This is a genomic window from Chitinophagales bacterium (assembly GCA_020636535.1).
GTDB lineage: Bacteria > Bacteroidota > Bacteroidia > Chitinophagales > JADIYW01 > JADJSS01.
In genome coordinates this window covers 257,074-276,580 of record JACJXT010000013.1, presented here as the reverse complement: position 1 = coordinate 276,580, position 19,507 = coordinate 257,074, and the positions used below count along the sequence as shown (strand labels likewise).

19 protein-coding genes, 1 tRNA gene and 1 riboswitch are annotated in these 19,507 nt (G+C 30.7%); of the genes, 8 read left to right on the top strand and 12 right to left on the bottom strand.

Annotated elements, in window-relative coordinates; translation table 11 throughout:
- Positions 1-132: 132 nt before the first annotated feature.
- A complete protein-coding gene (gene uvrA / locus H6553_13425) occupies positions 133-2,898 on the bottom strand; it encodes an excinuclease ABC subunit UvrA (protein ID MCB9034833.1) in 2,766 nt (921 codons plus the stop codon).
- A gap of 169 nt (positions 2,899-3,067) precedes the next feature.
- Here uvrA and H6553_13420 point away from each other — a divergent pair, with 169 nt between their 5' ends.
- From H6553_13420 to H6553_13390, 7 genes are all read left to right on the top strand, one after another.
- Complete coding sequence (locus H6553_13420; GenBank protein MCB9034832.1) at positions 3,068-3,649, top strand: sigma-70 family RNA polymerase sigma factor; 582 nt, start codon at positions 3,068-3,070, stop codon at positions 3,647-3,649.
- Positions 3,650-3,901: 252 nt separating this feature from the next.
- Positions 3,902-4,816, top strand: a complete 915-nt coding sequence (locus tag H6553_13415) for a hypothetical protein (GenBank protein ID MCB9034831.1) — start codon at positions 3,902-3,904, stop codon at positions 4,814-4,816.
- 21 nt (positions 4,817-4,837) lie between these two features.
- On the top strand, positions 4,838-5,203 hold the full coding sequence (locus H6553_13410; GenBank protein ID MCB9034830.1) for a hypothetical protein: 366 nt from the start codon (positions 4,838-4,840) through the stop codon (positions 5,201-5,203).
- A gap of 23 nt (positions 5,204-5,226) precedes the next feature.
- A riboswitch (TPP riboswitch) is annotated at positions 5,227-5,326 on the top strand.
- Positions 5,309-5,563: a sulfur carrier protein ThiS gene (gene thiS, locus H6553_13405; GenBank protein ID MCB9034829.1), complete on the top strand. Its 255-nt coding sequence runs from the start codon at positions 5,309-5,311 to the stop codon at positions 5,561-5,563. (Overlaps the previous riboswitch by 18 nt.)
- Before the next feature lie 136 nt (positions 5,564-5,699).
- Positions 5,700-7,625 carry a phosphomethylpyrimidine synthase ThiC gene (gene thiC / locus H6553_13400; protein ID MCB9034828.1) on the top strand — a complete coding sequence of 642 codons (1,926 nt, stop codon included), beginning with the start codon at positions 5,700-5,702 and terminating at the stop codon, positions 7,623-7,625.
- 130 nt (positions 7,626-7,755) lie between these two features.
- Positions 7,756-7,980: a hypothetical protein gene (locus tag H6553_13395; protein MCB9034827.1), complete on the top strand. Its 225-nt coding sequence runs from the start codon at positions 7,756-7,758 to the stop codon at positions 7,978-7,980.
- 210 nt (positions 7,981-8,190) lie between these two features.
- Positions 8,191-8,925 (top strand): PorT family protein, encoded by a 735-nt coding sequence (locus H6553_13390; protein ID MCB9034826.1) that lies wholly within the window; start codon positions 8,191-8,193, stop codon positions 8,923-8,925.
- 69 nt (positions 8,926-8,994) lie between these two features.
- On the opposite strand, the gene hemB is transcribed toward H6553_13390, so the two are convergent.
- The 11 genes from hemB to recJ form a co-directional block, all read right to left on the bottom strand.
- Entirely contained in the window at positions 8,995-9,963 is a 969-nt protein-coding gene (gene hemB, locus H6553_13385; protein ID MCB9034825.1) for a porphobilinogen synthase, read from the bottom strand.
- Positions 9,960-10,904, bottom strand: a complete 945-nt coding sequence (locus H6553_13380; GenBank protein MCB9034824.1) for a phosphoribosylaminoimidazolesuccinocarboxamide synthase — start codon at positions 10,902-10,904, stop codon at positions 9,960-9,962. The genes hemB and H6553_13380 overlap by 4 nt, the downstream gene beginning before the upstream one ends.
- A gap of 338 nt (positions 10,905-11,242) precedes the next feature.
- Positions 11,243-12,124, bottom strand: a complete 882-nt coding sequence (locus H6553_13375; protein MCB9034823.1) for a retropepsin-like domain-containing protein — start codon at positions 12,122-12,124, stop codon at positions 11,243-11,245.
- 78 nt (positions 12,125-12,202) lie between these two features.
- Positions 12,203-12,454: a 50S ribosomal protein L27 gene (gene rpmA, locus H6553_13370; protein MCB9034822.1), complete on the bottom strand. Its 252-nt coding sequence runs from the start codon at positions 12,452-12,454 to the stop codon at positions 12,203-12,205.
- Positions 12,455-12,488: 34 nt separating this feature from the next.
- Complete coding sequence (gene rplU, locus H6553_13365) at positions 12,489-13,178, bottom strand: 50S ribosomal protein L21 (GenBank protein MCB9034821.1); 690 nt, start codon at positions 13,176-13,178, stop codon at positions 12,489-12,491.
- 120 nt (positions 13,179-13,298) lie between these two features.
- Positions 13,299-13,372: transfer RNA gene (locus H6553_13360), tRNA-Arg, on the bottom strand.
- Positions 13,373-13,907: 535 nt separating this feature from the next.
- On the bottom strand, positions 13,908-15,083 hold the full coding sequence (locus tag H6553_13355) for a glucose-1-phosphate thymidylyltransferase (GenBank protein ID MCB9034820.1): 1,176 nt from the start codon (positions 15,081-15,083) through the stop codon (positions 13,908-13,910).
- 59 nt (positions 15,084-15,142) lie between these two features.
- The gene (locus tag H6553_13350; protein MCB9034819.1) at positions 15,143-15,394 is read right to left on the bottom strand and encodes a type B 50S ribosomal protein L31; all 252 of its coding nucleotides are present in this window, start codon (positions 15,392-15,394) and stop codon (positions 15,143-15,145) included.
- Between the two features lie 79 nt (positions 15,395-15,473).
- On the bottom strand, positions 15,474-16,409 hold the full coding sequence (locus H6553_13345) for a hypothetical protein (GenBank protein MCB9034818.1): 936 nt from the start codon (positions 16,407-16,409) through the stop codon (positions 15,474-15,476).
- A 184-nt stretch (positions 16,410-16,593) separates the two neighbouring features.
- The gene (gene lptB / locus H6553_13340; protein ID MCB9034817.1) at positions 16,594-17,343 is read right to left on the bottom strand and encodes an LPS export ABC transporter ATP-binding protein; all 750 of its coding nucleotides are present in this window, start codon (positions 17,341-17,343) and stop codon (positions 16,594-16,596) included.
- Positions 17,343-19,043, bottom strand: coding sequence for a single-stranded-DNA-specific exonuclease RecJ (recJ, locus tag H6553_13335; GenBank protein ID MCB9034816.1), 1,701 nt, complete (start codon positions 19,041-19,043; stop codon positions 17,343-17,345). Before recJ ends, lptB begins: the two co-directional genes overlap by 1 nt.
- A 96-nt stretch (positions 19,044-19,139) precedes the next feature.
- Between recJ and H6553_13330 the strand changes: the two genes are divergently transcribed.
- A complete protein-coding gene (locus tag H6553_13330; protein MCB9034815.1) occupies positions 19,140-19,442 on the top strand; it encodes a hypothetical protein in 303 nt (100 codons plus the stop codon).
- The last annotated feature ends 65 nt before the right edge of the window (positions 19,443-19,507 follow it).

Genomic DNA, 19,507 nt, shown 5'->3' with positions numbered 1-19,507 from the left:
AACAAAATAAAGCAAAATTGTCTTTCTTAACTTACTTACATTTTTTTACAATAGAGTCTTAATCTGCCTGTGGTAGTTAGGTAAACTTCTTTGTTATACTACGAAACTTTCTAGAATGAGAATCAAATATAATCACTTAAACTTACTTTTTAAGTATTGTGCTGTTATAGATGTTTTACTTGCTATGCTATCTTCTGGTTTACCTTGATAACACAAGTTGCCACCTTCGTCACCACCTTTTGGTCCTAAGTCTATCATCCAGTCGGCACATTTTATGACTTCTAAATTGTGTTCTACGACTACAATTGTATGTCCGTTTTGAATTAAAGCATAAAAAGCATCTAACAATTTATTGATGTCGTGAAAATGCAAACCAGTAGTAGGTTCATCAAAAATGAATAATATTTTTTCTTTGGTATTGGCTTTAGTTAAAAATGAAGCGAGTTTAACGCGTTGTGCTTCACCACCACTAATCGTGCTACTGCTTTGTCCGAGTTTAATATAACCTAATCCAACATCTTGCAAAGGTTGCAACTTTTTTTGGATATCATTTTTTTCTTGAAAAAATAGAATAGCTTCATCTACAGTTAGTGCTAAAACATCTGCAATGTTTTTGTCTTTGTATTTTACTTCTAAAATTTCTTCTTTAAATCTTTTGCCTTTACATACTTCGCACTCTAAATGCACATCTGCTAGAAACTGCATTTCTACAATCTGTTCGCCTTCACCTTTACAAGCATCGCATCGTCCACCATCAACATTAAAAGAAAAATGTTTGGATTGATATGCTCTTATTTTAGACAATGCTTGTTTGCTATACAAATCTCTAATAGCATCGTAAGCTTTGATATAGGTAACTGGATTTGACCTTGAGCTTCTTCCAATTGGATTTTGGTCTATAAATTCTATTTTTTGAATGTGATTTTTAAATCCACTGATAGATTTGAACTGTCCGTTTAATGTTGTTTTTTCTTCTAATTCACTTTTTATCGCAGGATATAAAATCTGTTTCACTAAAGTTGTTTTTCCACTTCCAGAAACACCACTAATAACTGTAAGTGCTTGTAGCGGAATTTTTACATTGATGCTTTTTAAATTGTGTAGATAAGCATCTTCTATAGTAATAAAATTGCTTGGCTTAGCTTTTATTGTTGGAATAGGAATTTGTAGCTGTTCTGTAATATATTTTGTAGTAAGTGTATCTGCTTGTTTAATTTTTTTTGCATCGCCAGCATAGACAATTTCGCCACCTAAATAACCAGCAAAAGGACCAACATCAATTAAATAATCTGCTTGCAATATCACTTCTTCTTCGTGCTCTACTACAATTACCGTATTACCTAAATCTCTTAAATATTGTAATACTTTAATAAGTCTTGTAGTATCTTGTGGATGTAAGCCAACGCTTGGTTCATCTAAAATATACAATGCATTGGTTAAGTTGCTTCCTAAGCTTCTTGTTAGATTAATTCGTTGTGTTTCGCCACCACTTAGTGTATTGCTAAATCTGTTGAGTGTAAGATAATCTAATCCAACATCCATCATAAATTGTAGTCGATTGTTGATTTCTACTAACAAACGATTCGCAATTTTTTCATCGTGTTCGTTTAAAAACAAATCATTAAAAAAATGATATAATTCTTTGATACTCATTTGTAGTAAATCGCCAATAGCTTGATGATTGATTTTGACAAAGAAAGAATCTGGTCGTAATCTGCTACCTTTACAATCGTAGCATTCAGTTCTTCCTCTATATCTAGACAACAGCACTCGATACTGAATTTTATATGTCTGTGATTCTACATCTTTAAAAAATGCATTGATGCCATAAAAACCTTTTGCACCATTCCATAAAATATCATTTTGTTCTTTGCTTAATTTGGCAATGGATTTATGAATTGGAAAATCAATAGCACTTGCTCCTTTTATGAATTGATTTTTCCACCAACTCATGCTTTCGCCTTTCCAAGCAACTACGGCATCTTCATACACCGACAAATTCTTGTTAGGAATAACCAAGTCTTTATCGATACCAAGAATAGTTCCAAAACCTTCGCAAGTTGGACAAGCACCATAAGGCGAATTGAAGTTAAAAAACTGTGGCGATGGTTCTTCAAACGACATGCCATCTAATTCAAATTTGTTGTTGAATTCGTATTTTTTGTCATTAGGAATATCAATTACACAATTACCATTTCCTAAAACAAAAGCCAAATTTATAGAATCTGCCAAACGATGTCTGTTTTCTTCAGCAGCATTTGCAGTGGCTCTATCAATTAAAATAAATACATTTTTGTTTGATATATTTTCTTGTACTTCTGATAACTGAACAACAGTATCATCAATCAATAATCTGCTAATACCATCTTTTTGTAGTGTTGCTAATTTTGTAGCACTTACATCTAACAAAGGTGCTAATATTTGTATTTTCTGATTTTCGTCTAAAGTAAAAATAAAATCTAACACATCTTGAACCGTATGTTTTATTACTTGTTGATTAGAAATTGGTGAATAAGTTTTACCTACTCTTGCGTAGAGTAATCGTAAAAAATCATATATTTCTGTAAGTGTACCAACTGTACTTCTTGTAGTACCAGTTGTAGTTTTTTGTTCTATTGCAATTGCTGGTGATAAACCTTTGATGTAATCTACTTGAGGTTTATCCATTCTATCTAAAAACTGTCTTGCATAGGCAGACAAAGACTCTACATATCGTCGTTGACCTTCTGCGTATAAAGTATCAATAGTTAATGATGATTTACCAGAACCAGAAACACCAGTTACTACCACTAATTTATTTCTTGGAATGCTTACATCTACATTTTTTAGATTGTGTTGTTTCGCTCCTTTAATAAAAATATTATTCGATTCTAAATTTTTAGTTAAATTTTTACTCATTACATACAATTCTACGCAATTTATCGTTAAGCATTGTTAAAGGAAATACTTTTTTAGGAAATTATTTATAACATTGATATTAAGTTTTTAAAACAATTAAAAAAGGGTAGATATTGAGCAACTTTTACATTAAAAAGAATATTTTTAATTATAATAAAACAATGTGTTTATGTATAAAGTTGCACTTACAGACTCAGAGCTTATTGACAGATTTATCGTAGGCGATGAAAGAGCCATTGCTACGCTACTAAGCAAATATCAAAAGAAAGTATATAATTTTATTTTATCTAGAGTAAAAGATAATGAGTTAGCCAATGACTTATTTCAAGACACTTTTATTAAAGCAATAGATGGATTAAAAAAAGGCAACTATAGCGAAGAAGGCAAGTTTTTACAGTGGATAATGATGATTGCTAATAACTTGTGTATGGACTATTTTAGAAAACAAAAAAGGAGTCCGAATTTTGCACAAAATACAGAAGAATTTAATGCTTATGATATACTTGTTGTTGAAGAAACTAGCTACGAAGATATTTTATTTGAACAACAACAAAGTGATGCTGTAAGAAGTTATATCGAACTTTTGCCTAATGAACAAAAACAGGTGTTATTACTACGACATTATGCAGATTTAAGTTTTAAAGAGATTGCAGAAATTACTAATACTAATATCAATACAGCTTTAGGAAGAATGCGTTATGCTATAATCAACTTAAAACGATTAATGGAAGAAAAAAATTTTAAGTACTAAAAATATTTAACGCAGCGTCCTTTTCAAGAGACACTGCTTGGAAGTGACGATATTTTCCTACATTAGTACATCGCAGATTTATCACATAAAAAAATTTTAGTCGCTCCATTAGATTGGGGATTAGGTCATGCTACTCGTTGTATTCCTATTATAACATTTTTATTAGAACAAAAGGCAACAGTAATCTTAGCAGGCAATGGTAATTCTCTTGCTTTTTTAACAGATTATTTTCCTTATTTAAAACATTATGTTTTGGCAGATTATGGCATTCAATATGCTCCAAATAGAAATGCTGCTCTACAAAGTTTGCTACAATTGCCTAAAATAAAAAGTGCCATTAATAAAGAACATCAACAAATAAAAAATATTATAAAAAATGAAAAAATAGATATTATTTTAAGTGATAACAGATATGGTGTTTATCATAATAAATGTATCAATATATTAATCTGTCATCAAATTGCATTACAAGCACCACAACCATTTGGTATAATGAATGTTCTGTTTTTAAAAATGCATTTGCAGTTAATTAAAAAATTTAATTATCTTTTTATTCCAGATGTTGATGATGCAAAAAATCTAAGTGGTATTTTATCACATGGCATTCATTTTCCTATACCACATTTTTATATAGGATTGATGAGTCGGTTTATGTTGGCTAATAAAACTAAGAACGACATAAAAAAACACTATGATATTGTAGTGCTATTATCTGGTGTTGAACCACTACGAACGCATTTTGAAACTACTATAATCCATCAATTAAAAGATATTGATAAAAGTTGTTTAATTATTCGTGGTATAAAAAAAGATATTATAGTTAAATCTTTAAATAGAAATATAGATATAGTAGATTTTGTACATCACGAAGCATTGTATTATTATTTGAGTACGACTGAAATTGTAATTTGTCGTTCTGGTTATTCTACCGTAATGGATTTAGCTACACTTGGTAAAAAAGCTGTCTTTGTTCCAACAGCTGGACAAACAGAACAAGAATATTTAGCAAAGCGATTAGAAAAATTAAAAATGGGAATAGTGCAAGAACAAAATAATTTACAAATAGCTAGTGCCATCAATCAATTAGAACAACTCAACGATTATACACCATATTCAACCAATTTTAATTTATTACAAGAAGCATTCGATACGATTGTTTCAAAATAAAAAAGTAACTTTACTAGAATAATGTCAATCATTCAAAATATACTACTCTATACAATGGTGATTTTTTATGCCTTTGCAGGAATCAATCATTTTAAAAATCCAAAGTTTTACATTAATATCTCACCAAGTTTTATTCCAAAACCAGATGTAGTAAATTATATTGTAGGCGTCATACAAATTGTATTGGCTATTGGTGTTGCTATTCCAACAACTAGATATATTGCTAGTAATTTAATTATAGCAATGTTGGTTGTATTTTTAAGTGTACATATCACGCACTTAATCTATCCACCAAAAATGGCAGAAGGCAAATATTGGTTATTGATTTTAAGAATTCCTATTCAGTTTTTATTGATATTCTGGGCTTATAAAGTAAGTCAATTCTAAAAAATAATTGTTACCTTTACTATACAATACTCTGGGAGTGTTCTAATTTATTTTAGAGCTGAGAATTATCCTTAGAACCTGATACAGTTCATGCTGGCGTAGGGAATGAGTTATACGATAATTGTATTTCAGTGTATTTTAATTAAATTAAAAATGATGCAAACTGTTTTTGTAAATAAAGAAGCACTTGAAATAGCAGACCATACTTCGTTACAACAAGTAATAGAAAAAGTTTTAACCGAAATAGATGGCATTGCCATTGCACTCAACGAAAATATAATTCCAAAAGACGATTGGCAGACTACTATTTTAAACGATAAAGATGATATTATTATAATAGGAGCAGTCGCTGGTGGTTAATAGCATTTGTCATTCTGAGCGTAGCGAAGAATCTTAAACCTAAAAAATAAATATGGAAAATTGGAAAGAAATCAAATAATGAGCTAATTAATCAATTTATAAATTAGCTAATTAAAAAAATCTCAATACTAAAAAAATGAAAAAACAAGATACTACACCACAACAAAATGTAATTACAACAAAACCATTTCCAAAATCTAGAAAGATTTTTGTGCAAGGTGAACTACACAATATACAAGTAGCTATGCGAGCAGTTTCGTTGTCGCCAACCATGCAAAATGGCAAAGTGCTACACGAAAATCCACCAGTTACCATTTACGATACTAGTGGACCATACACCGATGAAAACGCTACAATTGATGTGCATCAAGGTCTAACAAAACTACGAGCATCTTGGATACAAGACCGAAATGATACCGAACAACTTACTCAGTTTTCCTCTAACTATTGTAACGAACGATTACAATATAATAGCTTAGATAATATACGATTTAAACACATACAAAAACCATTAAAAGCAAAACAAGGCAAAAATGTTTCGCAATTGCACTATGCAAAGCAAGGTATCATTACACCAGAAATGGAATACATTGCCATTCGTGAAAACCAAAAACAACAAGCATATATCGAAAGTTTAAACGGACAAGCAGATATATTGTGTCAGCAACATCAGGGCAATAGCTTTGGTGCCAATACACCTACTACCTTTATTACACCAGAATTTGTTAGAGATGAAGTAGCCAAAGGTAGAGCAGTTATTCCGTCTAACATCAATCATCCAGAAAGCGAACCAATGATTATTGGCAGAAACTTCTTAGTAAAAATTAATGCTAATATTGGCAATAGTGCCGTTACTTCCTCTATAGAAGAAGAAGTAGAAAAAGCAGTTTGGGCGTGTCGTTGGGGAGCAGATACCATTATGGATTTATCTACTGGAAAAAATATTCACGAAACACGCGAGTGGATTATTAGAAATTCGCCAGTGCCAATTGGTACTGTGCCAATCTATCAAGCATTAGAAAAAGTAAATGGCAAAGCTGAAGATTTGACTTGGGAAATTTTTAGAGATACTTTAATTGAACAAGCAGAACAAGGCGTTGATTATTTTACGGTTCATGCTGGTGTCTTGTTACGCTATATTCCATTGACTGCAAAAAGAGTTACAGGTATTGTTTCTCGTGGTGGTAGTATTATGGCAAAATGGTGCTTAGCACATCATCAAGAAAATTTTATTTATACGCATTTCGAAGAAATATGCGAGATTATGAAAGCCTATGATGTAGCTTTTTCTCTTGGTGATGGTTTGCGACCAGGTTCTATTGCAGATGCCAATGATGCTGCACAATTTGCTGAGTTAGAAACCTTAGGCGAACTCACTAAAATTGCTTGGAAACACGATGTACAAACCATAATAGAAGGTCCAGGTCATGTACCAATGCATCTCATTAAAGAAAATATGGACAAGCAATTGAAAGAATGTCATGAAGCACCTTTTTATACATTGGGTCCATTAACTACAGATATTGCACCAGGTTATGACCATATTACTTCGGCAATTGGTGCAGCTATGATTGGTTGGTATGGTACTGCTATGTTGTGCTATGTTACACCAAAAGAACATTTGGGTTTACCTAATAAAGAAGATGTACGAGAAGGTGTGATTACTTATAAGTTAGCTGCTCATGCTGCCGATTTAGCTAAAGGTCATCCAGGTGCTCAGTACAGAGATAATGCATTGAGCAAAGCACGATTTGAATTTAGATGGGAAGATCAATTTAACTTGAGTTTAGATCCAGAAAAAGCATTACAATTTCACGATGAAACGCTACCAGCTGATGGTGCTAAAATTGCACATTTTTGTTCTATGTGTGGACCACATTTTTGTAGTATGAAAATTACGCAAGAAGTAAGAGATTATGCTAATAATAATCCAAGCGTCATTCTGAGCGACAGCGAAGAATCTCAAAAAGGAATTACAGAAATTTTAGAATCTACTATTCAAAAAGGCATGGAAGAAAAAGCCAAAGAGTTTAACCAACAAGGTGGCGAGATATATTCTTAAGCAAACCGTTACTCAGAGCGAAATGGAATGAAGCGAAGATGCTCGTTTATTATTATAAAATAGATTATTCTACTTGCAATTTTAAGTATTTTCATTTGGAATTGTTTGAAAATTCATTTAACTTAGAAGTATGAAATCTGCCATAAAAAATAAGAACCAAGAACTAAAAAAACTTACACCACATGATTTAGCATTTGGGATTGGCAGAGTTGCAACAGAAGAAGAATTAGAATTGTTAATGGAAGAAACTAAAGAGGAAGTGTTTTATTCTATAGAAGATGTAAAAACTTATATCGAAGCAAATCTGAAAAAACAACAGCAAGCGAATAAAAAAGATGCTACAACTAAAATTTAGTCTATCTGCAATAAAAGCAATAATCTGTTAAATTATATTTGATTAGATTTAATTGAATAACATTGTTTTATTTCTTTACAAAATGCTACTTATTTATAACTAGTAAATATTCATGATTTTGTTAATATTAACACAATTTAAAAAATATTCAAAAAAGTTAACTTTTTACCAATTAATGCTTATTTTTACATTACTTAATGAATAATAATTATGAAAAAGGTACTATTTCTTCCAACATTACTAATACTACTTGCAACCTCAACTTTCGCAAAAATAACTGTAGAAGTTGGTATAAAAGGTGGTCTGTCAATGGGCAGATTTAAAAATTACAGCCAAAAAGAAAGTAAACTATCTGATGTAGGCGGACAGTTTAGTTTTAAAATGGGCGGTGGTGCTGGATTAGTAGGGAAGATGTGGTTCAATAAATTTGTAGGTATCGGTGCCGCTGCAGAGTTCAATCAAGGTGGTAATATTGCCGAAAGAAAAACTTATGCTAGTGGTGGGTTACATATCTATAATAGAGATACTAGATTAAACTACATCACAATTCCAGTGGTGGCTCATGTTGGTTGGGGAAATGACCGACTAAGAGTTTATGGTACTGTCGGTGGTTATTATGCTTTTGCTATTAATGGAAAAGATAAAGTAACAGAAGAAGTAGATAATATTTTACTAGACGATTATGAAGTAGATGCAGATTTTGATAATGTGTACAAAAGACACGATTATGGAATTAGATTTGGTGTAGGAACAGAAGTTATTGTAAGTGAAAATATGAAACATGCAATTACTTTTGACATGACTTATGATTGGGGTTTTGGTGAAGTTTATCATGATGGATACACGACAGATAAATATCATATTACCAACTCTAGAACTTTAATACATGTTGGATATGTATATCGTTTTGGAAACTTAAAAACTGATGAAGGAAAGAAAAAATAAAAAAACTACCAGAATAAAGAAATTACAGAAGAATGAATGTTGAAGGAGTACTATTATAGTGCTCCTTTTTTATTTATGGAGCATTGCAAAGTCTTTCGCTGCATAAGTAATGATAACAGAAGCACCTGCTCTTTTTATAGCATATAAACTTTCTTCCACACACTTATTATAATCTAACCAACCATTTTGATGTGCTGCTTTTAACATAGCATACTCACCACTTACATGATAAGCCACTATTGGTAAATAACTATTTTGTTTTAACGACTGAATAATATCTAAATAAGCCATAGCTGGTTTTACCATTAACATATCTGCACCTTCCAAAGTATCTAACTCAGCTTCTAGTAATGCTTCTTGCTGGTTTTTATAATCCATTTGATACGATTTTTTATCGCCAGATTTTGGTGCAGAATCTAAAGCATCTCTAAATGGACCATAAAAAGCACTAGCATATTTTGCAGTATAAGATAGAATGCCTGTATTGGTAAATCCATTATCATCAAGTGTTTGTCTGATAGAAGCAACTCTTCCGTCCATCATATCAGAAGGACCAATATAGTCGAAACCAGCTTGTGCTTGTGCCAAAGCCATTTTGTTCAATACTTCAAGTGTAGCATCATTTACTATAATGCCATTTTCTACAATACCATCATGTCCATCACTACTATATGGATCTAAAGCTACATCAGAGATAAAACAACATTGTGGAAATGCTTGTTTGAATTGCTGAATTGCTTTTAAATAAAAATTATCTTTATTATAACTATATGTTCCTGTTTTATCTTTTAAACTATTATCTACAACAGGAAATAAAATAAACGACTCAATACCTAAGTTAACACATGCTTCAATTTCTTTCAACGCTAAATCAACACTCCATTGAAAAATATTAGGCATCGATTTAATTTCATTTTTGATATTTTGTCCATCAATTAAAAATAATGGATAGACTAAATGTTGCGTAGTTAAATGTACTTCTTGTACTAAGTTTCTTATTGCCTGTGTCGTTCTATTTCGTCTTGGTCTGTGTATCATATGTATTTTTTTAATGCATTTTCTACGCTTTGTTCTATCGTAGCATCAATATGATTATAATTTCTTGGAATAAATTTTTTGCCAGTCAATATTTCATATAATTCGATATATCTGTTTGAAATATTATTAATAACTTCTGTTGTCATTTCAGGAATTTGTTGTCCAGTTTTTCCCATAAAATTATTTTCAATTAGCCATTCTCTTACAAACTCTTTGGATAATTGCTTTGGATTTTCTCCTTTATCAAATAATGTTTGATAAGAATGGGCATAAAAATATCTAGAAGAATCTGGTGTATGAATTTCATCAATCAAATAAATCGTATCGTCAATTTTTCCAAATTCGTATTTTGTATCAACTAAAATTAAACCGTGTTCTAATGCTTTTTCACTTCCTCTATTAAAAATTTGTAGTGCATAATTTTCTAGTTGCTCATAATCATCTTTAGAAACTATATTTTGTTTAATAATATCTTCTTTACTAATTTCTTCATCATGACCTTCACTTGCTTTTGTAGTAGGTGTAATAATAGGTTGAGCTAGTTTTTCGTTCTGACGCAAACCTTCTGGAAGCGTAACACCACAAATAGTCCGAATACCATTTTCGTAAGCTCTCCAAGCAGAACCAGCCAAATAACCACGAACAACCATTTCTATTTTAAATGGTATACATTTTTTTCCAATAGTTACATTTTCGTCTGGCGATTCTAAAATCCAGTTGGGTAAAATATCTTGTGTTTGTGCAATACAATATTGTGCAATTTGGTTTAAAATTTGACCTTTATACGGAATTGGTTTTGGCAAAATCACATCAAATGCAGAAATTCTATCACTAACAATCATCACCAATAAATCGTTATTGATAGTATAAACATCTCTAACTTTTCCTTTATAAAAATTGGTCTGATTGGGAAAATGATATGGTTTGTCGTTCCAACTCATTGATTAAAATTATAGTGTAAAGATACAGAATCTGAAATTTAATTCGTTCATCAAATAATGTTTTATAACAAAAAGATACAGGAATGAATTTAGGATGGAGAAGCGTTTTGACTAATTCTTTCCTAACTTGCCTGTCTACGAAAAGGCATATTTCGGAATCTGTTTTTGTAGAAAAAGAGGCGTAACTATGCCAAGCTTTTTATCTTTAGAAATAAATGGTTAATAAGATTAAGGTTTTACGCACTTTTCTTTTGGTAAAGCTCAAAAACAATAGTCTTTCATCAAAAGAGAAATCCAAATAAAAAATACGACTAATTAATGATATAAGACCTTAAAAATTATTGCTTTACACACAATCTTTTATTTTGAATATCGATGGTCATTTTTTTGCCAATCCAATTAATACTAGTAATGCCTTCGTAAATTAGACCATCTATAAAAGTAACTTTAAAATCATTAACACTAGTATTCTGGTTAATATCTGTCATTTTTGATAGGGTAGTAGTGTAGTAAGTATTACCTTCTTCAGGTTTAAAATCACTTGGTTTATAAATACTTTTTACTGTGTTTTTGTCTATGTTAAGTGTTTTCATATATCTTGAACTAAAACGATATACATCAAAACCAGCACCACTATCTAAATTAACATTTAAAAGAAGCGTATCATTTAGCTTTACAGTTGTAGCAATATCAATAACAATATCTTTGTCATTAGCAATGAGTAAAGGCATTTCAAATTCTTCATTGCTAACAATACGCTTAAACGATTTTTTACTTTCAATCACTAATTTTTTGTTTTCAAAATCTATAGTAATTGGTTGATCTATAAAAGGTGTTAGTGAAATCAAACCATCTAAAGGAAAATCAACATCAAATACAGAAAAAATAGATGATGCTACCATAAAGTCATTAATAGCTAAAGTATTTGCAATCCATAAATCTGTTTCTAAAGCTTCGCCAGTAGCTCTGTGTCCAGTATGAAAATGATTGGTTGGTTCTAAATTACCTACTTTGTCTGCAAACTTTTTAGTTACCATATTTAATCCAGCACCAGTATCAAAAACAAAATTGCCTTCAACACCATTAACGGTTGCTTTAATCATAATATGACCATTTGGCGTTAGTGTAAAAGGAATTTCAATAGGTTTTGATATATTTTGATGTGTAAAACCTATAGCATAAGTAAACAGTAGTATAATGAGTAGACTATATTTTTTCATGAGATTTTTATTTTGCTTAAATTAAAAAAGCCACTTCTTTTAATGAAGTGGCTGTATGTTTTTTTAGTACAATAGATATTAAGCTTCTACATGTACAAAAGTTCTGTCTTTATTTCCTTTTTTAAAGATTACACTTCCATCTACCAAAGCAAAAATAGTGTGGTCTTTTCCAATACCAACGCCATTTCCTGGATGATATTTAGTGCCTCTTTGTCTGATGATGATGTTACCAGCAATAACTGCTTCGCCACCAAATTTTTTAACACCTAATCGTTTACTATGTGATTCTCTACCGTTTTTCGAACTACCGACACCTTTCTTATGAGCCATGATTTATATTTTTTATAGTTTATAATCTGTTTTATTATTCAGGTCTTCCACCATTTAATTCATCTTGAAGCACTTTTAACTCGTCCCATTTACCATTAGCTGCTAAATCAGCTTGTTGAGGCCAAGTAGTTGGATCGTGCATTTTGTATCTGCTACCAGCTTCTTCTAAAATTGCTTTTAATTGTTCTACATCTGCAGTAGCTAATTTAGCAAACGAATCAATACCAGCATCAACAAATAAACCTGCAATTTTAGGACCAATACCTTCAATCTTAGTTAAATCGTCGCCACTATCTGCTTTTTTAGTAGATTTTTTAGGAGCTTCCGCTTTAGCAACTACTGCTTCTTCTGTTTTCTTTTCTACTTTTGGAGTAGCTTTTTTAGCTGGTTTAGCTTCGCTTTTAATACTTCCATCTGTAGCAATGCTATCTACCACTATTTTAGTTAAAGACTGACGGAAACCATTTTTTACTTTATATCCTTTTCTTCTTTTTTTCTTGAAAACGATTACTTTATCATCTTTAAGATGTTCTTGTATAGTAGCACTAATTGCTGCACCACTTACAGTTGGTGTTCCTACTTGAACTCCAGCATCAGATGACAGCATCAATACTTTATCAAAAACAACTTTATCTCCAGCGTTGCCACCTAAGTTATACACATACAACTCTTTTTTTGTTGCTACTTTGTATTGATGACCACCTATTTCTACAACTGCGTACATAATTTACCTATTTTTCGGAGTGCGAAGATACGAAAAAAAAATAATTTCGTATGATTTTCAACTCATTTAATAATATTTTAATTGCTGAATTTATCTAGTGGTATGAAAAAATAAAAAAAATGAACTCGGAGGGAGTCGAACCCCCAACCTCTAGAGCCGTAATCTAGTGCACTATCCAGTTATGCTACGAGTCCATTTATATTTTAAAGAACACCAATAAATTTGGTTGGCAAAGATAACCATTTTTAGATATAAATGAATGCATTTGTTAGAAAATGATAATTACGATTACTTTAACTCTGATTCTATTCATTATTTAGTACTAATACATTTTGTTCTAGCGAGGAAGTAGGACGACGCTATCTCTTACTTTCAACCGTCATATTGAGTTTACGAAGCTATATTATACCAATATAGATTGTCACATTTTTGTTCATGCTTCACAAAATTTGTAATGACGATAACTAATAATCTGAGTTCGGTTTAAAAGTTATTGTAAAATACTGTTTATCAATAATTTAGATTTAAACAGATATTAAAGCTGATACAACTACGCTGTATTTTATGAATTTTCTATTAAGGTTGAAGTGCTAGGCACTTATTAAGTTACTAAGATATGCAACGAGTACAATATAAATCAAGCACTTATAATATTTTTGGGTGTTTTTAAAACCGAACTTAGGTTAATAATTATATTGACCTAATAACAAGTGGTTTAATAACGAATAACTAAATATTATATAAATATTCTATTATTTTATGTTCTATGTTGGATAAATCAATATTTCTTCGTTGCATTACTTTGGTCGCTACTTCTATGGCTTTGTTTAATTCAAACTTAGCACTATTTCCCCAAGCAAAATTAGGAATGTGTTTTGGTGTTAGTCCAGCGTCAAAAATGTTTGCAAATACACCTACAACGGTTCCTGTATTAAATGCAGTGTTAATAGCTGCTTTGCTATGGTCTGCCATAATCAATCCGCAAAATTGTAAATTGGTATTGATGTAATTATTACTTGTATAGCTATATGCTTTTACTTTGCTATAGTTGTTTTTTAAGTTAGAGTTGTTGGTATCTGCACCTAAGTTGCACCATTCTGCAAGCACACTATTGCCTAAGTAACCATCGTGTGCTTTGTTGCTATAACCAAAAATTACACTGTTGCTAATTTCTCCGCCAACTTTGCAATGTGGTCCAATGGTAGTGGCTTCGTAAATTTTAGCACCCATTTTTAGTGTTGCATCATGACATAAAGCAAAACTGCCACGAATTAAACTGCCTTCCATAATGGTTGCATGATTGCCTATAAAAACTTTTCCTTTGGTAGCATTAATGGTACTAAAATCTGCTTGTACATTTTCTCCAACATAAATATTATTGTGTCCTGCAATATTATTAGTAGTTGATAAAGCATCTGCATTTGGTTGTAGTTGCATTAATTCAATATCATTATGAATGGCTTGGTGATTGTACGAAAAAATATCCCATGGAAAATTAAGAATAGTAATATTTTTATTGTAATTGTTTTTTTGTAATGAGTTAATTGAGTGATTGAGTGCTTCTAGCGAAGTATAATCATCATCTGAAATAAAAAATAATATTTCTTGATTTTGATTAACATACACTATGTTTTTTTGTATGGTTTCTAGCTGTTGTAAGTAATCTAAATTTGGAACTATTGCACTGTTAATATATATTGTAGTACTTGATTTTTCTTCTAATTTATATTTTGCTTGAAGATAGTTTTGCGTAAGTATACCAATGTCTTGTTTGAAGTAATGTTCATATTTTTCTTTAATGGTTAAGATGCCAATTCTGCAATCGGCTACAGAACGCATGAACGAAAGTGGAAGCATTTGTTGCCATTGATGAGCATCAAATAAAACGATGTTTTGGAATTGCATGGTGTAAAAATAAAAAAAGTCCCAACAAAAATTGGGACTTATACTTTGCTAGACGAAAATTATTTTTTCTTAGCGTATTTTTTATTGAATTTGTCAATTCTACCAGCAGTATCAACAAATTTCATTTTTCCTGTATAATATGGATGTGACATATTAGAGATTTCTAATTTTACTAGTGGATATTCGTTACCGTCTTCCCAAGTAATCGTATCTTTAGTTGCAGCACATGATTTGCCTAAAAAAGTATAATCGCAAGAAAAATCTTTAAATACTACTGTTCTATATTCTTTAGGATGTATGTCTTTTTTCATCTTTTAAAAATTTGAGCCACAAAGATACAATATTTTATTGAAAATGCCAATGTTCTAGTTTAAGTTTATTTTAGCAAAGCTACTTTTTGAGTGTTATTTTTAATGCACCACTTTTTTGCATATCAGAATAAAGCATTACATTTTGTATTTTTTTTCCATCTTTAATAGTAATTGATGCTGTATTGGGTGGTTCTGTTCCTAAGTTTAATGCATGTAAAATCAAGAAGTTTTCGCCATCTTGTAAATCAACAGTAATACTATTTTTTGTTTTTCTTAATTCTACTTCTTCTAAAATTGGCACATCATTTAAGTATAGCGAAATTGAATCGCCATCGACATTAAATCTATCCCAATATTCAATTGTAATAGTTTTACTAGTAACTTCTATAGAATTTTTGGCTTCTACAGTTCTATTGGCTACATCTTTATATGTAGCAATAACTGGTTTTTTAGCTTCTGTTTTTTCTACAATATAAGTTTCTTTTACTTTTTCTGGTTTTTCTTTGGCTAGTTTTTCATATTTATTCCAAAGATTGTCGAATGCATTAATTTGTTGCTCGTAGTTTACTTTATATAAGTAGGCAGAACGCAAACACTGAAACATATCGCTTTGTACAAAACGAATTTTACATTTGCTATAGTTTCCGTTGTTGGCAGTTTTCCAGTTATCTACAAAGGACAATACATTTTGGTCGTCGCTTAAATCCCAAGTACCATTTAAACAATCAATCCAATTTGAACCACCACTTTCTTTTAATAGAATAATGGCAGTAATTTCTAGGTTCTTTCCGTTGCAAATATTTCCACTTATTTGATAAGTGCCTTTATATGTACCATCGGTAATTTTTAGTTGAGCAGAAAAAATATCGCCAGGTAGTTTCTTTAAATCCATTTCTACTTCAAATACATTATGAACATACATTATGAATGTGCCTCTCCATTTTCCATCTATGTTTTGTGCTTTAGCAAATAGTGATGTAAAAAGCACAAGTCCAATCAAAAATATATTTTTCATGCTGCAAATATCTGTTTTTAGAATTGATATTGTCAAAAATCAAACCAAAAACTTAAAAACAAGTGTTATTAACTATTTTGTAGTGTATGCTATTCTTGTATTTATACTAAAATAGTATTCTAAACAGCTTTATTCTTTTGCATTGTTTAGCTCTAAATTTATTGAAAGTCGTTTCTAAAAAAGTTTATCTGTTGTCTAGATTAATTTGTTTTCGTTTGAGTTCAAACTGTTCTCCTAAATATACTTTTTTAACTTGTTCATCGCTAGCAAGCTCTTCTGCTGTGCCTTGTTTTAGTAATTTTCCTTCAAACATTAAATATGCTCTATCTGTAATAGACAGTGTTTCTTGTACATTATGGTCGGTAATTAGTATACCAATATTTTTAAACTTTAGTTTGGCTACAATGTATTGTATGTCTTCTACTGCAATTGGATCAATTCCTGCGAAAGGTTCATCTAACAAAATAAATTTTGGATCGGAAGCTAATGCTCTTGCAATTTCTGTTCTTCGTCTTTCACCACCAGAAAGTAATTTGCCTTTGGTTTTTCTAATGTGTGTTAAGCCAAATTCATTTAATAAATCTTCTAGTTTATCTTTTTGTGCTTGCTTGCTTATTGGTCTAAATTCTAAAATAGCTTTTATATTGTCTTCGACAGAAAGTGAACGAAATACTGAGTTTTCTTGTGGTAAATAACCAATACCTAATTTAGCTCTTTTATACATTGCCATAGTAGAAATATCTTGTTCGTTTAGATATACTTTGCCACTATCTGGTTTTACTAAACCTGTTGTCATATAAAAAGAAGTGGTTTTTCCTGCACCATTTGGCCCTAGTAATCCTACAATTTCTCCTTGATTGACTTCTAGAGAAACATCATTAACTACTTTTCTGCTATTGTATATTTTTACTAAATGTGATGCAATTAATTTCACTACTGAATATCTTTTATGCGTAATTCTATTTTTTCTTGTCCGTTCCAACTATTCTTACACAAGTGATAGCAAATATCAAAAGTATCTTTTTGTTGAATTATATTTTTATATAAGTATGCCATACCAAAACCTATGCCATTAATAGGATTATCGGCATCTTTCATAATACTTATTTTTAAATGTTCTTTTTTTACGATTTTGCTAAAACCTGTATCGTATACATTTTTAGTAACAAAGGTAGGTTGCATATTTTGTGGTCCAAAAGGAGCCATTTGTTGTATAATATTAAAAAACTTTTCGTTGATGTCTGACAGTTCTATTTCGGCATCAATTTCTATTGGCGTGATGAGCATTTCATCTTTGATATTACTAGCAACAATATTTTCAAACTTTTCTATAAAAGCAGGAATATTTTCAATTTCGATAGTTAAACCAGCAGCGTATTTATGTCCACCAAATTTTTCTAGCAAGTCGGCACATTGTTCAATAGCATCATGTAAATCAAAACCAGGAACTGACCTAGCACTACCAACTGCTTTTCCGTTTGATGCTGCTAAAATTACAGTTGGCTTATGGTATTTTTCTATCAACCTTGATGCTACAATACCAATAACGCCTTTGTGCCAATGCTCTTGATATAATACCGTAGATTTTCTGTTTTTATAAGTGTCGTTGTTTTTTAGAATGGCAAATGCTTCATCTGTAATAGATTTGTCCATTTCTTTTCTATTGTCATTGTTTTGTTGTACTTTTTTTATTTTGGTAAACGCTTCTGTCAAATTTTTGGCTATTAACAGTTCAACTGCTTCCGAACCATGAGCAATTCTTCCAGCAGCATTTATTCTAGGACCAATAATAAATACCAAATCAGAAATTTCTAGTTTTCTGTTGAGTTTTAACTCTTTTAGTAAAGCTTTAATTCCTGCTCTTGGTGCTTTATTGACTTGTTCTACACCAAATTTTGCTAAAATTCTATTTTCGCCAGTAATAGGTACTAAATCAGAAGCAATACTTGTTGCGACTAAATCTAATTGATTATTCAAATTGGTTTTATCTAACTGATGTTTTTCTGCGTATGCTTGTGCTAGTTTAAAACCAATACCACAACCACTTAAATCTTTATAAGGATAAGTACAGTCTTTTTGCTTAGGATTTAAAATAGCTACTGCATTAGGTAAAGTTTCGTCTGGTAAGTGATGGTCACAAATAATAAAATCTATGTTTTTGCTTTTAGCATAATCTACTTGTTCCCTTGCTTTAATGCCACAATCCAATGCAATAATCAATGAGAAATTATTCTCAGCTGCGTAATCAATTCCTTGCAAGGAAATTCCATAACCTTCTGTATATCTATCAGGAATATAATATTCTAAATTAGTATATGTATTAATAAAATAAGAATATACTAAAGCAACAGAAGTTGTGCCATCTACATCATAATCGCCATAAATAAGAACTTTCTCATTATTAGTCATTGCTTTTTCAATTCTATCTATCGCTTTATCCATATCTTTCATTAAGAATGGATTGTGTAATTGTTCTAGTTTTGGTCTGAAAAAGTTTTCTGCTTCTTCAAAAGTAGTTATTCCTCTTAAAACCAATAATTTACATAAAATTGGATTAATTTTTAGTACTTCCTGTAAGTGTGCCACTTTATTTTCATCAGCTTCTAAGTAAATCCATCGTTTGTTTACAGACATAAATTCAAAGATACAAAATTGTACCTATTATATCTTTTTTTTGTTTTTTATCATTCACTTAATGCCAATTTAATGAATAGCATTTATCTTTGAAGTATGAGTAAATTTGAAAATCAATTGTATAATGTAGTCGGTGCTTTGTCGTTACTACAAGATAAGTTAAAAGAATTGACTGAAGATTTAATTCAGAATAACGATTATACTCAAGAAGAAGGAAGGCGAATTGTTACCGATATTTCTTATAAAATACAAACAGAAGTAGAACAGCTACAACAAAATGTAAGGTTTAAATACGACGAAGTAAGCAGACAATACAATTTACCTGATGTTGAAAAAATAAAACAAGACATTGTTATAGTGCTAGAAAACATAAAGCAATTAGCTGCATTGGGTAAATAATAATTTTTAACGGAACATTTTTTGTAAACTTTGTGTTAATACATTAGAGAATGTGTATCTTTGTA

Excerpts from the sequence above, each read along its gene's own strand:
- uvrA (MCB9034833.1), bottom strand. The coding sequence starts at position 2,898 with ATGAGTAAAAATTTAACTAAAAATTTAGAATCGAATAATATTTTTATT.
- H6553_13420 (MCB9034832.1), top strand. The coding sequence starts at position 3,068 with ATGTATAAAGTTGCACTTACAGACTCAGAGCTTATTGACAGATTTATC.
- H6553_13410 (MCB9034830.1), top strand. The coding sequence starts at position 4,838 with ATGTCAATCATTCAAAATATACTACTCTATACAATGGTGATTTTTTAT.
- thiS (MCB9034829.1), top strand. The coding sequence starts at position 5,309 with ATGAGTTATACGATAATTGTATTTCAGTGTATTTTAATTAAATTAAAA.
- thiC (MCB9034828.1), top strand. The coding sequence starts at position 5,700 with ATGAAAAAACAAGATACTACACCACAACAAAATGTAATTACAACAAAA.
- H6553_13395 (MCB9034827.1), top strand. The coding sequence starts at position 7,756 with ATGAAATCTGCCATAAAAAATAAGAACCAAGAACTAAAAAAACTTACA.
- H6553_13390 (MCB9034826.1), top strand. The coding sequence starts at position 8,191 with ATGAAAAAGGTACTATTTCTTCCAACATTACTAATACTACTTGCAACC.
- hemB (MCB9034825.1), bottom strand. The coding sequence starts at position 9,963 with ATGATACACAGACCAAGACGAAATAGAACGACACAGGCAATAAGAAAC.
- H6553_13380 (MCB9034824.1), bottom strand. The coding sequence starts at position 10,904 with ATGAGTTGGAACGACAAACCATATCATTTTCCCAATCAGACCAATTTT.
- H6553_13375 (MCB9034823.1), bottom strand. The coding sequence starts at position 12,124 with ATGAAAAAATATAGTCTACTCATTATACTACTGTTTACTTATGCTATA.
- rpmA (MCB9034822.1), bottom strand. The coding sequence starts at position 12,454 with ATGGCTCATAAGAAAGGTGTCGGTAGTTCGAAAAACGGTAGAGAATCA.
- rplU (MCB9034821.1), bottom strand. The coding sequence starts at position 13,178 with ATGTACGCAGTTGTAGAAATAGGTGGTCATCAATACAAAGTAGCAACA.
- H6553_13355 (MCB9034820.1), bottom strand. The coding sequence starts at position 15,083 with ATGCAATTCCAAAACATCGTTTTATTTGATGCTCATCAATGGCAACAA.
- H6553_13350 (MCB9034819.1), bottom strand. The coding sequence starts at position 15,394 with ATGAAAAAAGACATACATCCTAAAGAATATAGAACAGTAGTATTTAAA.
- H6553_13345 (MCB9034818.1), bottom strand. The coding sequence starts at position 16,409 with ATGAAAAATATATTTTTGATTGGACTTGTGCTTTTTACATCACTATTT.
- recJ (MCB9034816.1), bottom strand. The coding sequence starts at position 19,043 with ATGTCTGTAAACAAACGATGGATTTACTTAGAAGCTGATGAAAATAAA.
- H6553_13330 (MCB9034815.1), top strand. The coding sequence starts at position 19,140 with ATGAGTAAATTTGAAAATCAATTGTATAATGTAGTCGGTGCTTTGTCG.